The sequence below is a fragment of the Streptomyces sp. NPDC059142 genome (assembly GCF_042755665.1).
GTDB lineage: Bacteria > Actinomycetota > Actinomycetes > Streptomycetales > Streptomycetaceae > Streptomyces.
In genome coordinates, this window is the sequence record NZ_JBHZDA010000031.1 from 23,806 (window position 1) to 39,093 (window position 15,288).

At 72.3% G+C, this 15,288-nt stretch carries 12 protein-coding genes and 2 pseudogenes; 2 read left to right on the plus strand and 12 right to left on the minus strand.

Features of this window, described 5'->3' with window-relative positions; genetic code table 11:
* Positions 1 to 38: 38 nt before the first annotated feature.
* From topA to ACFXPK_RS14410, 7 genes are all read right to left on the minus strand, one after another.
* Positions 39 to 2,900: a type I DNA topoisomerase gene (gene topA / locus ACFXPK_RS14380; protein ID WP_385075137.1), complete on the minus strand. Its 2,862-nt coding sequence runs from the start codon at positions 2,898 to 2,900 to the stop codon at positions 39 to 41.
* A gap of 433 nt (positions 2,901 to 3,333) precedes the next feature.
* Positions 3,334 to 3,531, minus strand: coding sequence for a hypothetical protein (locus ACFXPK_RS14385; RefSeq protein ID WP_385006879.1), 198 nt, complete (start codon positions 3,529 to 3,531; stop codon positions 3,334 to 3,336).
* Between the two features lie 189 nt (positions 3,532 to 3,720).
* Entirely contained in the window at positions 3,721 to 5,223 is a 1,503-nt protein-coding gene (locus ACFXPK_RS14390; RefSeq protein WP_385075141.1) for a methyltransferase, read from the minus strand.
* A 145-nt stretch (positions 5,224 to 5,368) separates the two neighbouring features.
* Positions 5,369 to 5,962 (minus strand): small secreted protein, encoded by a 594-nt coding sequence (locus tag ACFXPK_RS14395; RefSeq protein WP_385006875.1) that lies wholly within the window; start codon positions 5,960 to 5,962, stop codon positions 5,369 to 5,371.
* 350 nt (positions 5,963 to 6,312) lie between these two features.
* Positions 6,313 to 8,724 (minus strand): sodium-translocating pyrophosphatase, encoded by a 2,412-nt coding sequence (locus tag ACFXPK_RS14400; protein WP_385075144.1) that lies wholly within the window; start codon positions 8,722 to 8,724, stop codon positions 6,313 to 6,315.
* Positions 8,725 to 8,959: 235 nt separating this feature from the next.
* Positions 8,960 to 9,406, minus strand: a complete 447-nt coding sequence (locus tag ACFXPK_RS14405) for an ATP-binding protein (RefSeq protein WP_384994788.1) — start codon at positions 9,404 to 9,406, stop codon at positions 8,960 to 8,962.
* A 102-nt stretch (positions 9,407 to 9,508) separates the two neighbouring features.
* Positions 9,509 to 9,862, minus strand: coding sequence for an STAS domain-containing protein (locus ACFXPK_RS14410; RefSeq protein WP_003967428.1), 354 nt, complete (start codon positions 9,860 to 9,862; stop codon positions 9,509 to 9,511).
* Positions 9,863 to 9,941: 79 nt separating this feature from the next.
* Here ACFXPK_RS14410 and ACFXPK_RS14415 point away from each other — a divergent pair.
* Positions 9,942 to 11,635: pseudogene (locus ACFXPK_RS14415) on the plus strand (DEAD/DEAH box helicase); the annotation flags it as partial.
* 129 nt (positions 11,636 to 11,764) lie between these two features.
* Positions 11,765 to 12,595: pseudogene (locus tag ACFXPK_RS14420) on the plus strand (Zn-binding domain-containing protein); the annotation flags it as partial.
* Here the strand turns inward: ACFXPK_RS14420 and ACFXPK_RS14425 are convergent.
* The 5 genes from ACFXPK_RS14425 to ACFXPK_RS14445 form a co-directional block, all read right to left on the minus strand.
* Positions 12,501 to 12,905 carry an Rv3654c family TadE-like protein gene (locus tag ACFXPK_RS14425; protein ID WP_385075147.1) on the minus strand — a complete coding sequence of 135 codons (405 nt, stop codon included), beginning with the start codon at positions 12,903 to 12,905 and terminating at the stop codon, positions 12,501 to 12,503. The pseudogene ACFXPK_RS14420 and the gene ACFXPK_RS14425 overlap by 95 nt on opposite strands.
* A complete protein-coding gene (locus ACFXPK_RS14430) occupies positions 12,902 to 13,342 on the minus strand; it encodes a TadE family type IV pilus minor pilin (RefSeq protein WP_385075150.1) in 441 nt (146 codons plus the stop codon). Before ACFXPK_RS14430 ends, ACFXPK_RS14425 begins: the two co-directional genes overlap by 4 nt.
* Positions 13,329 to 13,550, minus strand: coding sequence for a DUF4244 domain-containing protein (locus ACFXPK_RS14435; RefSeq protein WP_384994797.1), 222 nt, complete (start codon positions 13,548 to 13,550; stop codon positions 13,329 to 13,331). The genes ACFXPK_RS14430 and ACFXPK_RS14435 overlap by 14 nt, the downstream gene beginning before the upstream one ends.
* 75 nt (positions 13,551 to 13,625) lie before the next feature.
* On the minus strand, positions 13,626 to 14,402 hold the full coding sequence (locus tag ACFXPK_RS14440) for a type II secretion system F family protein (protein ID WP_385075153.1): 777 nt from the start codon (positions 14,400 to 14,402) through the stop codon (positions 13,626 to 13,628).
* The gene (locus ACFXPK_RS14445; protein WP_385075156.1) at positions 14,399 to 15,280 is read right to left on the minus strand and encodes a type II secretion system F family protein; all 882 of its coding nucleotides are present in this window, start codon (positions 15,278 to 15,280) and stop codon (positions 14,399 to 14,401) included. The genes ACFXPK_RS14440 and ACFXPK_RS14445 overlap by 4 nt, the downstream gene beginning before the upstream one ends.
* Between the last annotated feature and the right edge of the window lie 8 nt (positions 15,281 to 15,288).

The following is a 15,288-nucleotide window of genomic DNA, read 5'->3' on the forward strand; positions in this document are numbered from 1 at the left end:
GTGGGCGCCGCTCGGCGACGCCCACCCGCGTACCGCCGCTACGCGTCCGTACTCGTCGAACCCTTGGCCGAGGCCGACGCCTTCTTGGCAGCCGTCTTCTTCGCCGCGGTCGCCGTACCGGCTCCGGCCGCCTTCTTGGCCGTCGTCTTCTTCGCGGCGGTCTTCTTCGCCGTCGTCGCCTTCTTGGCGGGCGCCTTCTTGGCCGGGGCCTTCTTCGCCGCCTTCTTGGCGGTCTTCTTGGCCGGGCCCTTCGCGCGCTTCTCCGCGAGCAGTTCGTACCCGCGTTCCGGGGTGATCCCCTCGACGCTGTCGTCCGTGCGCAGGGTCGCGTTCGTCTCGCCGTCCGTGACGTACGGGCCGAACCGCCCGTCCTTCACGACCACGGGGCGCTCGCTCACCGGGTCCGTGCCCAGCTCCTTCAGCGGCGGCTTGGCCGCGGCCCTGCCCCGCTGCTTGGGCTGGGCGTAGATCGCCAGCGCCTCTTCGAGGGTGATGTCGAAGAGCTGGTCCTCGCTGGTCAGCGACCGCGAGTCGGTGCCCTTCTTGAGATACGGGCCGTAGCGGCCGTTCTGCGCGGTGATCTCGACGCCCTCGGCGTCGGTCCCGACCACCCTGGGCAGCGACATCAGCTTGAGCGCGTCGTCGATGGTGACGGTGTCGAGCGCCATGGACTTGAAGAGCGAGGCGGTACGGGGCTTCACCGCGTTCTTGCCGGTCTTCGGCGTACCGTCCGGCAGGATCTCGGTGACGTACGGGCCGTAGCGGCCGTCCTTCGCCACGATCTGGTTTCCGGTGACCGGGTCGGCGCCCAGCTCGAAGTCGCCGCTCGGCTTGGCCAGCAGCTCCTCCGCGTACGCGACGGTCAGCTCGTCGGGTGCCATCTCCTCGGGCACGTCGGCGCGCTGGTGGCCCTCCGCGTCCTTCTCGCCGCGCTCCACGTAGGGCCCGTACCGTCCGACGCGCAGCATGATGCCGTCGCCGACGGGGAACGAGGAGATCTCCTTGGCGTCGATCGCGCCGAGGTCGGTGACGAGTTCCTTGAGGCCGCCGAGGTGGTCCCCGTCGCCGTTGCCCGCGCTGGAGGCCGCTCCCGCGTTGTCGTCGCCCTCGCCGAAGTAGAAGCGCCTGAGCCACGGCACGGCCTGGGCCTCGCCCTGGGCGATGCGGTCGAGGTCGTCCTCCATCTTGGCCGTGAAGTCGTAGTCGACCAGGCGGCCGAAGTGCGTCTCCAGCAGGTTGACGACGGCGAAGGACAAGAAGGACGGTACGAGCGCCGTGCCCTTCTTGAAGACGTAACCGCGGTCGAGGATGGTGCCGATGATGGAGGCGTACGTCGACGGGCGGCCGATCTCGCGCTCTTCCAACTCCTTGACCAGCGACGCTTCGGTGTAGCGGGCCGGCGGCTTGGTGGCGTGGCCGTCGACCGACATCTCCTCGGCGGAGAGCGCGTCGCCCTCCGCGACCTGCGGCAGCCTGCGCTCGCGGTCGTCCAGCTCCGCGTTCGGGTCGTCCGCGCCCTCGACGTACGCCTTCATGAAGCCGTGGAAGGTGATCGTCTTGCCGGAGGCGGTGAATTCGGCGTCCCGGCCGTCGCTCGACGTCCCGCCGATCCGGACGGTGACGCTGTTGCCGACCGCGTCCTTCATCTGGGAGGCGACGGTCCGCTTCCAGATCAGCTCGTACAGCCGGAACTGGTCACCGCTCAGTCCGGTCTCCGCCGGGGTGCGGAAACGGTCGCCCGAGGGACGGATCGCCTCGTGCGCCTCCTGCGCGTTCTTGACCTTCCCGGCGTACGTACGCGGCTTGTCCGGCAGATAGCTCGCCCCGTACAACTGCGTGACCTGGGCACGGGCCGCCGAGACCGCGGTGTCGGAGAGCGTCGTGGAGTCCGTACGCATATAGGTGATGAAGCCGTTCTCGTACAGCTTCTGCGCCACCTGCATCGTGGACTTCGCCCCGAAGCCGAGCTTGCGCGAGGCTTCCTGCTGGAGCGTCGTGGTGCGGAAGGGCGCGTACGGGGAGCGGCGGTACGGCTTGGACTCGACCGAGCGCACGGAGAAGGACGAGTCCGTCAGCGCGGCGGCCAGCGCCCGCGCGTTCGCCTCGTCGAGGTGCAGCACCTGGTCGGACTTGAGCCGGCCGTCCGGGCCGAAGTCACGGCCCTGGGCGACGCGCCGGCCGTCGACCGAGTTCAACCGGGCGACCAGGGAGGACGGGTCGGAGGGGTCGCCGGGGCGGCCCGTGGAGAACGTGCCCGTCAGGTCCCAGTACTCGGCGGAGCGGAAGGCGATGCGCTCGCGCTCGCGCTCGACGACGAGCCGGGTGGCGACGGACTGGACGCGGCCCGCGGAGAGGCCGCGCATGACCTTCTTCCACAGGACCGGCGAGACCTCGTAGCCGTAGAGCCGGTCGAGGATACGGCGCGTCTCCTGGGCGTCGACCATGCGCGTGTTCAGCTCGCGCGGGTTGGCGACGGCGGCCCGGATCGCATCCTTGGTGATCTCGTGGAAGACCATCCGGTGGACGGGGACCTTGGGCTTGAGGACTTCCTGGAGGTGCCACGCGATGGCTTCGCCCTCGCGGTCCTCATCGGTGGCGAGGTAGAGCTCGTCGGATTCGGCCAGCAGCTCCTTGAGCTTTCTGACCTGCGCCTTCTTGTCCGAGTTGACGACGTAGATGGGCTGGAAGTCGTGCTCGACGTCCACACCGAGGCGGCGCACCTCGCCGGTGTACTTCTCGGGCACCTCGGCGGCGCCGTGCGGGAGGTCGCGGATGTGCCCGACGCTCGCCTCGACGACATAGCCAGGGCCGAGGTAGCCCTTGATCGTCTTCGCCTTGGCAGGCGACTCGACGATGACGAGTCGGCGGCCGCCGTGTGCGGTCTCGCTGGTCGGGGACAACTTCGCTCTTCTCTCCGGTCGACACTGGGTGGGCCCGTACGGCAGTACGGCAGAACGGCACGGCGGGGCGCGGGACCGCCCAGCGATGACGCTGCTTCGCTGCGGAGTGTGACGGTACAACCCGCCCCCGTGTCAAACGACGAAAGACCGCAACGGCCACTCGAACGGTAACCCGACTCCAGCCATTCCTGCCGCCCGGACCCCCGCGCCCGTCGCGTCGGACCCGGTCGGCGGTGGGTGCCCCGGGGCGCCCGGGGCGGGTCGGGCAGAGGTGCCTCGTGGGGCGCGCGGCGCGGGGCCCGACCGGTCCCCGGCGCAGGTCCGGCCCAGGTCCGGCGTGCTTCAGCGGCAGGTCCGGGGCGGTGGCGGCGCGGCGCGGCGGGCCGGGACGATCATGGCCCGGCGGTTGTCCACGGACGGTGGGGCGCTTGGATCAGATACGACCGAAGCACCACACGCCGAGAGCGAGAAAGACCACGCCCGAGAGTGTGGCGAGCGTGATGGACGCCGCAGGCCGGACGCCGTGGGCCACCGGCTCCCGGTGCAGCACGCGAGCCCCCGTCCACACCAGCAGCCCCGCCCCGAACAGCGTGAACACCACTCCCGCGAAGATCGCCGGCTCGCTCTCCATGCCCGCCCCCGTTCCTCCGTGGCGCCCGTTCCGGAGCGCCGGGAATCCCCTGGAGGCGGATGCTGGCAGCCCGGGACATACCCGGCGCGAACTCCGGGTGAACGCGGCACATCGCGGTCGGCCGGGCAGCCGGGCCACCGGGCCACCGAGCCACCGAGCCACCGAGCCACCGAGCTCACCCGGGAGGACTCATCCCCGCGAGGCCGGTTCCAGGAAGCCCTCCTCCACGAGCAGCCGGATCGACTGCGGGGTCCGGTCGCGGAGCAGGACCGGGTCCTCCCCCATGAGCTGGGCGATCGCGTCCAGGATCCGCCCGGCGCTCAGGGATCCGTCACAGACCCCCGCGAACCCGGCGCCGACGGTGTCGACCTTGGTGGCCCGGCGCATCCCGCGGTTCTGCCGGAGCACGACATGCTCGGGGTCCTCGGCGCCCGGCAGTCCGACCTGCTCCTGGACGACCTCGGCCGCGAGGACGAAGTGGTCGGCGAGCAGCGCGGCGTCATCCCTGGCCCGCAGATAGTCCTGCCGCTCGAAGTGGGCCCGTACGCTCTCGCCGAGCGGCTGCTCCACCGAGTGCGGCCACTCCTCCACGACGATCGACGGCTGCGCGGCGCCCGACTTCCTGAGCGAGATCCAGCCGAAACCGACGGCCTTCGTGCCACGGGCCTCGAACTCGTCCAGCCAGGCGTCGTAGCGCGCCGCGTACGCCTGCGGATCGCTGCGGTGGTCGCCGCTGTCGCGCAGCCACAGCTCGGCGTACTGCGTGACGTCCTGGACCTCGCGCTGCACGATCCAGGCGTCGCAGCCGCGCGGCACCCACGAGCGCAGCCGCTCCTGCCACTCCTCCCCCTCCACGTGCTGCCAGTTGGCGAGGAACTGCGCGTATCCCCCCTCGTTCAGCCGGTCGCCCGCCTGCTGAACGAGCGTGCGGCACAGATCGTCCCCGCCCATCCCGCCGTCCCGGTAGGTCAGCCGGGCGCCGGGGGAGATGACGAACGGCGGGTTGGAGACGATCAGGTCGTACGTCTCGTCCCCGACCGGTTCGAAGAGGGAGCCCTCGCGCAGCTCGGCGGCGGGCGCGCCGGAGAGCGCCAGCGTCAGCCGGGTGAAGCCCAGCGCCCGGGGGTTGAGATCGGTGGCGGTGACACGGGTGGCGTGCTGCGCGGCGTGCAGCGCCTGGATGCCGGAGCCCGTGCCCACGTCGAGCGCGCTGCCCACGGGGGTACGGACCGTCAGCCCGGCCAGGGTCGTCGAGGCGCCGCCGACACCGAGCACCACGCCGTCGTCATGACCGCTCGCCCCGGCGGCGCCGCCGACGGAGCAGCCCAGGTCGGAGACGATGAACCAGTCCTGCCCCTCGGGCCCGCCGTACGGCCGGACGTCCACGGCGGCGGTGATCTGCGCGCCGTCCCGTACGACCCAGCCGCCGGTCAGCGCGTCGTCCAGCGGAAGGGCGGCTTCCGCGCGCTCCAGGGGGACGGGCCGCTGGAGCAGGAAGAGCCGGACGAGCGTTTCGAGCGGTGTGTCGCCCCGGGTGGCGCGCAGGGCGGGCACGGTCTCGCTGCGGGCCAGGGCGGCGTAGGCGGGGGCACCGAGCAGCTCCAGGAGGCCGTCGGCGGTGAAGTCGGCGGCGAGGAGGGCCGCACGGAGTCGGGGCGAGTGGTCGGGCGAGGGAAGACTGGTCGTACTCACCTGCCCATTGTGGCGTCTCCCACCGACAACGGCCCGCGGCCCGGCCCCTGGACGCGTGGGTCCGGGCCGGGCCGCGTGTGCCGCGTCCGAGAGCGCGTGCCGCGCGCCGCGGCCCGTGGGCCGCGTGCGGACTCCGCCGCGCCGGTCAGGACTGGCTGCCCGCCGTCGTGGGAGAGGCGGACGAGCCGCCGGCCGTGGGCTTCTGGCAGCCGGGCTGCTTCGCCATGGCCTTGCCGACATCGCCGGACTGGAGCTTCTGGAGCGCCTGGTCACCGCTCTTGCTGAGGGTGGCCAGTTCGTCCGCGACGCCCTTGAGGCCGTCGGCGAACTTCGCCTGGTCCTTGGTGTCCAGCTCGTCGACCTTCGTCTTGAGGCCGCCGTAGGACGCCGCGGTGGCGTTCAGCTCCTTGACCGCCTCCTGCTGGGTCTTCTCGCCGTCCGTGACGGGCGGGGCGCCCGCGCTGTTCACGGCGGCGCCCAGCGACTTGTACGCCTGGGAGATGGACTGGAAGGCGGCGGCGTCCGTCGACTGGACGTCGGCGGGCTTGCTGCTGTCGGAGGTCGCCTGCTGGATCGACGTGTTGGCGTCCGCGATCTTCTTCAGCTGTGGCTGGACCTGGTCGCAGACCTTCTTGGCCCAGTCGTTCACCTTGCTGTCGTTGTCGTCGCCACTGCAACCGGACAGCGCCATGAGCAGTACCGCACCGCCGGACAGCGCGGCCACAAGCTTCTTGTTCACCGGATGGGTCCCTTCCAAGGCTCTCGGCCCCGGAACATACACGGCGTCGGGGCGCCACCCATGCGCCGGACGTCCGGTACGTAGGCTATTGCAGCCATTTGCACCAAGGGAGAGACACCTCACGCGTACGGCCCGCTCCGGGACGGCGCGGGTCCCTGCGCACGGCCCCCGGTGGCTGGGTCCGGTGCGGGCCGGCCCCCTCCGGCCGGGTACGGACGGCGCGTCAGTCCGCGCCGTCCGTACGTTTCTTGACCGGCCCCCGTCTTGATCGATTTCGATCAATCAGGCGGCGAGAAGTGCGGAGAATCGGTCGGTGGGCGATCGGTAGGCGATCGGTGAATGACCGGCTGTCATGAGGCCGCCACCGGATCGGGCGACTTCTCGCTGCCGCCGCCGCTGCCCTCCCCACCGCCTCCTTCCGCGTCGTCCACGGTGACCGAGCGCCGCTTGGAGACGTAGACCGCGCCCACGATGACGGCGATGGCGAGGACCGCGACCAGCGCGCGGATCCCCGCGCTGGCGTCGTCCCCGTAGCTGAACTGCACGACCGCCGGGGCGATCAGCAGCGCGACCAGGTTCATCACCTTGAGCAGCGGGTTGATGGCGGGGCCCGCCGTGTCCTTGAACGGGTCACCGACGGTGTCCCCGATGACCGTCGCGGCGTGCGCGTCACTGCCCTTGCCGCCGTGGTGCCCGTCCTCGACCAGCTTCTTCGCGTTGTCCCAGGCGCCGCCGGAGTTGGCGAGGAAGACGGCCATCAGGGTGCCGGTGCCGATCGCGCCCGCGAGGAACGATCCGAGCGCGCCGACCCCGAGCGAGAAGCCCACGGCGATCGGGGTGAGCACCGCGAGCAGGCCGGGTGTCGCCAGCTCGCGCAGCGCGTCCTTGGTGCAGATGTCCACGACGCGCCCGTACTCGGGCTTCTCCGTGTAGTCCATGATCCCGGGGTGCTCGCGGAACTGCCGCCGTACCTCGTAGACCACCGAGCCGGCCGACCGGGACACCGCGTTGATCGCCAGCCCGGAGAAGAGGAAGACGACCGCGGCACCGAGGATCAGCCCGACCAGGTTGTTGGGCTGGGAGATGTCCAGGCTGAGCGTGAGTTCGCCCGCCCTCGCGCCGACGTCCGCCACGGCCGTCGCGATGGCGTCCCGGTACGAGCCGAAGAGCGCCGCCGCGGCGAGCACGGCCGTGGCGATGGCGATGCCCTTCGTGATCGCCTTGGTGGTGTTCCCCACGGCGTCGAGGTCGGTGAGCACCTGGGCGCCCGCGCCCGTCACGTCCCCGGACATCTCGGCGATGCCCTGGGCGTTGTCGGAGACCGGCCCGAAGGTGTCCATGGCGACGATGACGCCCACGGTGGTGAGCAGCCCGGTGCCGGCCAGGGCCACCGCGAAGAGGGCGAGCATGATCGACGTACCGCCGAGCAGGAAGGCCCCGTACACCGCGAGACCGATCAGCAGCCCCGTGTAGACGGCGGACTCCAGGCCGATGGCGATGCCCGCGAGGACGACCGTGGCGGGGCCCGTCAGGGCGGATTTGCCGATGTCCTTGACCGGACGCCGGGAGGTCTCGGTGAAGTAGCCGGTGAGCTGCTGGATCAGGGCCGCGAGGACGATACCGATGGCGACCGCGACCAGGGCCAGGACCCTCGGGTCGCCGCCGTGGGTGAGGATCGACCGGTCGGAGACGCCGTCCAGCCCCGCGTACGAGGAGGGCAGGTAGACGAAGGCCGCCACGGCCACGAGGGCGAGCGAGATCACCGCGGAGATGAAGAAGCCGCGGTTGATGGCGCTCATGCCGCTGCGGTCGGCACGGCGCGGGGCGACCGCGAAGATGCCGATCATCGCGGTCACTACGCCGATCGCGGGGACGATCAGCGGGAAGGCCAGGCCGAAGTCCCCGAAGGCCGCCTTGCCGAGGATCAGCGCGGCGACCAGCGTCACGGCGTACGACTCGAAGAGGTCGGCGGCCATGCCCGCGCAGTCGCCGACGTTGTCGCCCACGTTGTCGGCGATCGTGGCGGCGTTGCGCGGATCGTCCTCGGGGATGCCCTGCTCGACCTTGCCGACCAGGTCGGCGCCGACATCGGCGGCCTTGGTGAAGATGCCGCCGCCGACCCTCATGAACATGGCGATCAGCGCGGCGCCGAGGCCGAAGCCCTCCAGGACCTTGGGGGCATCGGCCGCGTAGACGAGGACCACGCACGAGGCGCCGAGCAGGCCGAGGCCCACCGTGAACATGCCGACCACGCCGCCCGTACGGAATGCGATCTTCATTGCTTTGTGCGAGACGGCCGTCAGATCCTTTTCCGGTTCGCCTTCCGCCGGTGTCGCCTCACGCGCCGCCGCGGCCACCCGCACATTGCTGCGCACGGCGAGACGCATGCCGATGTAACCGGTGGCCGCCGAGAATCCCGCACCCACCAGGAAGAACAGCGAACGTCCCGCGCGCTGCGACCAGTTGTCGGCCGGCAACACCAGGAGCAGAAAGAAAACCACCGCGGCGAAAACACCGAGGGTGCGCAACTGCCTGGCCAGATAGGCATTTGCGCCTTCCTGTACAGCGGCCGCGATCTTCTTCATGGAATCGGTGCCCTCACCGGCCGCCAGGACCTGACGCACCAGTACCTGGGCGACGAACAGGGCCGCCAGCGCGACGACCGCGATGACGATCACGATCAGCCTATTGCCGTCCGTGAGTATCGCGGCCGCGAGAGAAGTGGGGTGCTCGGACAGTTGTGGTTGGAAGTGTCCCGCCATTCGTCCTCCTTGACGCTCAGCGTTCAAGATGGACGGATTGTAGGGAGCGGAACCTGATCAAAACAGAGCGCGCCACAGCGTAATTGACCTTGACATGAGGAATCACCCGGGAATCGAGTAATGGGATAAAAGCGTTTACGAAGCCCGGGGAAATAGGAAAGGCCCTGCTCAGCAGGGCCTTTCCTGGGTCGGCCGGAAGGGGTCGGCCGACGGAATGATCAGGACATGAGAATGATCAGGACGTCGGGACGGGTGGCGTCGTGGGCCAGCTCATCCGGATGACGCCGCCGTCGTCCCCGGATGTCACCTCGACGTCGTCGACGAGGCCGCTGATGACCGCGAGGCCCATCTCGTCCTCGCCCTCGGCGTCACCCTCGTAGTCGCCCGAGGACGCACCGCCCTCCGAGGCCCCGGCACCGGCGCCGCCCGTACCGGACACGCCGTCGCCGACCTCGATGGAGAAAGTCTTCTCCTCCTCGGTGAGCACGACGCGCACCGGTTCGGTGATGCCATGACTGCGGTGCAGCCCGACCGCACGGCTGCATGCCTCGCCGACAGCGAGTCTGACCTCGTCCAACACAGCTTCGTCGACGCCCGCCCGGCGAGCCACGGCGGCCGCCACCAGACGGGCCGTCCTGACATGTTCGGGCTGCGCGCTGAAGCGGAGTTCAACGGTGGCCATGCGATCCCCCTCGAACGTACGGGCGTGCGAACTCACGGGCGCGGGCATCCGGGCGCGATGCCCGGTGCCTCTGCCCACTCCTCCGGAAAGCGGCGTCCGACCTCAGTCGGTGGCCGCCACGGCCTCGTCGACCGTGGTGTGGATGGGGAACACCTTGGTCAGACCGGTGATCCGGAAGATCTTGAGAATGCGCTCCTGGTTGCAGACCAGACGGAGCGAGCCCTCATGGGCGCGCACACGCTTCAGTCCACCCACGAGCACGCCGAGACCGGTCGAGTCCAGGAAGTCCACGCCCTCCATGTCGACAACCAGGTGGTAGCTGCCGTCGTTCACCAACTCGACCAACTGCTCGCGCAGCTTGGGCGCGGTATACACATCAATCTCGCCACCGACCTCGACGACCGTACGGTCGCCACCAGGGCCGGACACATTGCGAGTCGACAGGGACAGGTCCACGGATCCTCCAGCACCTTGCTATCGAGCGGTCGCCCCTCGGGTCTCCCCGACGGAGCCAGGGGACGTATCGCCAGCCGCGATGGCATTCAATCACTTACCAGCAGTCATGCACGACGCCTTGGGCCCATTGTCCGTCATGCCAGTGACACACTCGATGCCGATGGCCAGGAATCATCGCCCCAGTGGACCCCCGCAGACCGGGGGCGAACGCCCCTCTCCAGGTACGGTCCTCGACCGCCTCGCCGCAGGGGCGGGCCGTGCTGCGCGCATCACCCATACGGAGCACCTGCCCCCACGTGCGGGCCGTCATGCAGTCTGGCCCGACCGCATCCGCGCGGAAGTGATCAACGCCATTCAGCGGGCCGGCATCGACCATCCGTGGACGCACCAGGCCCAAGCCGCCGAGCACGCCCTGGACGGCGAGTCCGTCGTGATCGCCACCGGCACGGCCTCCGGCAAGTCGCTCGCCTACCTCGCCCCCGTCCTGTCCACGCTCCTCGACGGCTCAGAAGCGCCCAACGGCCGGGGCACCACGGCGCTCTACCTCGCCCCGACGAAGGCCCTCGCCGCCGACCAGCGGCGCGCCGTGAAGGCCCTCGCCGCCCCGCTCGGCAACGCCGTACGACCCGCCGTCTACGACGGCGACACCCCAGTGGAGGAGCGTGAATGGGTCCGGCAGTACGCGAACTACGTACTGACCAACCCGGACATGCTGCACCGGGGCATCCTGCCGTCCCACCCCCGCTGGGCCTCCTTCCTGCGCTCGCTGCGCTATGTCGTCATCGACGAGTGCCACACCTACCGCGGCGTCTTCGGCTCCCACGTGGCCCAGGTGCTGCGCCGGCTGCGCCGCGTCTGCGCCCGCTACGGAGCCGACCCGGTCTTCCTGCTCGCCTCGGCCACCGCCGCCGAGCCCGCCCAGGCCGCGGGCCGGCTCACCGGTCTGCCCGTGCGCGAGGTCGCCGACGACGCCTCCCCCCGGGGCGAGGTGGTCTTCGCCCTGTGGGAGCCCCCGCTCACGGAGCTGCACGGGGAGCGGGGCGCGCCCGTACGCCGTACCGCCACCGCCGAGACCGCCGACCTCCTCACCGATCTGACCCTCCAGGGCGTCCGTACGGTCGCCTTCGTACGCTCCCGGCGCGGCGCCGAACTGATCTCCGTCATCGCCCAGGAACGCCTCGCCGAGGTGGACCGCTCGCTGGCCCGCCGGGTCGCCGCCTACCGGGGCGGCTACCTCCCCGAGGAGCGCCGCGCGCTGGAGAACGCGCTGCACTCCGGCGAACTCCTCGGCCTCGCCGCCACCACCGCCCTGGAACTGGGCATCGACGTCTCCGGCCTGGACGCCGTCGTGATCTCCGGCTACCCCGGCACCCGTGCCTCGCTCTGGCAGCAGGCGGGCCGGGCTGGGAGGGCCGGACAGGGCGCGCTGGCCGTTCTCGTCGCCAGGGACGACCCGCTGGACACCTACCTGGTCCACCACCCCGAGGCGCTGTTCCGGCAACCGGTGGAGTCCACCGTTCTCGACCCGGACAATCCCTACGTCCTCGCCCCCCATCTGTGCGCCGCCGCCGCCGAACTCCCCCTCACCGAGGACGACCTGACGCTCTTCGGCCCCGCCGCGCCCGCCCTGATGCCGCAGCTGGAGTCCGCCGGGCTGCTGCGGCGCCGCGCCTCCGGCTGGTACTGGACCCGCCGCGAGCGGGCCGCCGATCTCGCCGACATCCGGGGCGAGGGCGGCCGCCCCGTCCAGATCGTCGAGGCGTGGACCGGCCCGGGGGTGGGGGCCGGGGGCGTGGGGGGCAGCCCCACAGCCCGCCCCGACGGGGGCGGGCCGCCTTACCCCCCCACAGCGGGGCGGGGGGGGGCCCCCCCGACCTTTTCGCGGCGGCGCCCCCCGGCGGGATGCTGGGCACGGTCGACGAGGCGGCCAGCCACACAGCCGTCCACGACGGCGCCGTCCACCTCCACCAGGGCCGCACCTACCTGGTGAAACAGCTCGACCTGCCGGAGTCGGTCGCCCTGGTCGAGGAGGCCAACCCGCCGTACTCCACCACCGCCCGCGACACCACCGCCATCTCCGTCCTCGAAACCGACACCGAGATCCCCTGGGGAACCGGACGTCTGTGCTACGGCTCCGTCGAAGTCACCAACCAGGTCGTCTCCTTCCTCCGCCGCCGGCTCATCACCGGGGAGGTCCTCGGCGAGAGCAAGCTCGATCTGCCCCCACGGACCCTGCGCACCCGGGCCGTGTGGTGGACGGTCACCGAGGACCAGCTCGACGCGGCCCGGATCAACCCCGAGCAGCTCGGCGGCGCGCTGCACGCCGCCGAACACGCCTCCATCGGCATGCTGCCGCTCTTCGCCACCTGCGACCGCCGGGACATCGGCGGCGTCTCCGTACCGCTGCACCCGGACACGCTCCTGCCGACCGTCTTCGTGTACGACGGCCATCCCGGCGGCGCCGGGTTCGCGGAGCGCGCCTTCCGCACGGCCCGCGCCTGGCTCGGCGCCACGCGTGAGGCCATCGCCTCCTGCGAGTGCGAGGCGGGCTGCCCGTCCTGCATCCAGTCCCCCAAGTGCGGCAACGGCAACGACCCGTTGCACAAGCGGGGCGCCGTACGGCTGCTGTCCGAACTGCTCAGGGCGGCACCGGCGGAGCCTGCGGATCCGGATACGGCGGAACAGGCCGGCCCGGCGGATACGCCGATCGGGGCGGACCGGCCCGCGCCCTGACCGTGGGCGTGTACGGACCGAGGCGCGCCGCGGCCGTCACCTCCGCGATCTCCCCGCTCAGTACGCACCGGACCACCCGCGCGCCCTGCGCCGCCGCCACGTCGGCCGCCTCCCGGCAGGCGAGGCCCTGACCGCCCGGCGCGCGGGCGGCCGCGGCGAGGGCCGCCAGGTCCGCGGCGGCCCCGGCACGGTGCCGTGCGACGACCGCCTGACCCAGGGCGAGCACCGCGGCGAAGACCACACACATCGTCGTCGCGGCCATGGCCGCCCAGACCGTCGCAGCACCCCGGTCCCGGCTCATGCGGCTCATGGAGCCACCTCCGCCGGTTGCGGGCCTCCTGGGGCCCCTCCAAGGCCGTCCTGGGCGTCCTCCGCCGACGCGACGGCCTCGGAGGCGAGTGTCAGGGCCAGTGAGCCCGGTCCCGGCGTCGGTGCCTCCACCCGGACCCGCCACAGATCGCCGGTACGGCCCAGCGTGACCCGGGCGCCCTTCGGAGCGGCCGACCGGGCGGCGGCCAGCGCCACGGCCCGGGGCTCGGACCTGGCCGCCGCCCGCGCCCCCGCCCTGGCCGCGTCCACACACTGGATCTGCGCGGCGGCCGCCGTCAGCCCCCAGACCAGCGACAGGGCGAGGACCGTCAGCGCGGGCACCGTCACGGCCGCCTCCGCCGTCACCGAACCCCGGTCCGCCCCTCCCGCCCTGAAGTGGCGGCCCCGGGCCGTACCGCCCGGCTCAGAACTGCGCATCGAGCGCCCTGCCGATCAGTCCCTGCAACGCGCCCGAGACGGACCCGCTCGTGACCACCCGGTAGAGCACCGCCGCGAAGGCGCAGGCGGCGATCGTGCCCACCGCGTACTCGGACGTGGTCATCCCCGTGTCGGCCCGCGCCCCGCGCAGCCAGTTCCGGCGCAGCCTCCGTGCTCGCCGTGTCCATCGTGTCCGCACATGCCCCATAGCGCTCTCCCCGTGTGCTCGTGAGAAATCGTCGAAGTCCGTTGACGTGCGTCCGTCGTTCGTCGACGGAGAAGTTCAGTCGCCGCTGAGCAGGCCGCTCGCCAGGCCGATGACCACCGGGGCCACCCCCACCGCCAGGAAGGCGGGCAGGAAGCACAGCCCCACCGGCGCGGTGATGAGCACCTGGGCCCGCTGGGCCCGCGCCACCGCGTCCCGCGACCGGGCCGCCCGGAAGCCGTCGGCGAGCCGGGACACCGGGTCCGCGGCCGGCGCCCCGGTGGCGCCCGCCCGCTCCAGACAGCGGGCCAGCCCGGCGGCGCCCGGTATCGCGCCGAACCTCCCCCACGCCTCGGCCGGTTCACCACCGAGCCGGATCTCGGCCGCCGTATGTGCCAGGCGCTCCCCGACGGGGCCGCCCAGCGACTCGCCGACGGCCTCCGCGGCCTCGCGCGGCCCGGCCCCGGCGGCGACGCAGGCGGCCAGCAGATCGGCCGCGAGCGGAAGCTGCCCCGCGATCGCGTCGGCCTGTGCGCCGTCGGCCGGCCGGTGCGTGCGCAGCCATCTGCGGAGCCCGTACGCCCCGGCCAGCCCGAGCGCCACCCCTGTCACGCCGCCGAGCAGGGCCCAGCCGATGACCACCACACCGAGCGGCGGGCCCCAGCGACCGGCCCGTTCCGCCGACCACGGCCGCGCCGGTGAGGGCGGCTGCCGGTGCTCGACGCCCAGAAGGCCCGTGAGCCGCCTGCGCACCATTCGTTCGCGCCGTCCGGCCGAGACGGCGAAGCCCAGACATCCGACGGCGGCCAGCAGCGGCACAGCCATCCACAGCCCTGGGAAGAAGGCGGCGCTCATGTGCCCTCCCCGGTCCGTACGATCCGCGCCGCCCACCACAGCCCCGCCGCCTCCAGCAGGCCGCCCACGGCCAGACAGCCCAGACCGGCCGGGGTGTGCAGCAGCACCCGCAGGGGGTCCGCGCCCAGCGCCCAGCCCATCGCCAGTCCCACGACGGGCAGCAGCGCGAGTACCACGACCGTCGACCAGGCGCCCGCCAACTGCGCGCGCAACGCCTCCCGCTGGTCCCGCTCCGCCCGGAGGGCCGCCTCCAGCCGGTCCAGCCCGGCGGCCAGCCCCGCGCCACCGTCCACAGCCACCCGCCAGCACGCGGCGAGCCCCGCCAGACCCTCGGCCCCCGGCTCGCCCGCCGCCCTCCGCAGCGCGTCCGGTACGTCACCACCGAACCGCGCGGCGGCCAGCACGGCGGGCTCGGCGCCGCCCAGACCACCGGTGGAGGCAGCCGCCGCCAGCAGGGCCGGTACGGGCTGGAGCCCCGCCCGCAGCTCACCCGCGGCCGCGCCGCAGAGCGTCACGATCCCGTCGGCCCGCCGCTCCCGCTTCTTCCGCTCCTCGACGGCGCGCAGCCGTCGCCCCACCAGCGGCACCGCCAACACCCCTCCGAGCAGCGGCAGCACCGACCCGCCCAGCAGAGCGAGGAGCACCGACGGAGGCAGACACAGCCACTCCCGGGGCAACCCGCGCAACCGCTCCAGGGCCTTGGACGGCAGGTGCTCCCACGGCGGCTCCCCGGGCACCGACCGTCCGGGCGCGCCGACGGGCGCGAGCACGGCCCGGGCCCTGCGCAGTCCTCTCTCCTGATGGACCGCAAGCCGCACGGCGGCCACCGCGCACGGCACCGCCGCACACAGGAGGGCCGTCGCGGACACCGCTCTCATGGACGCCG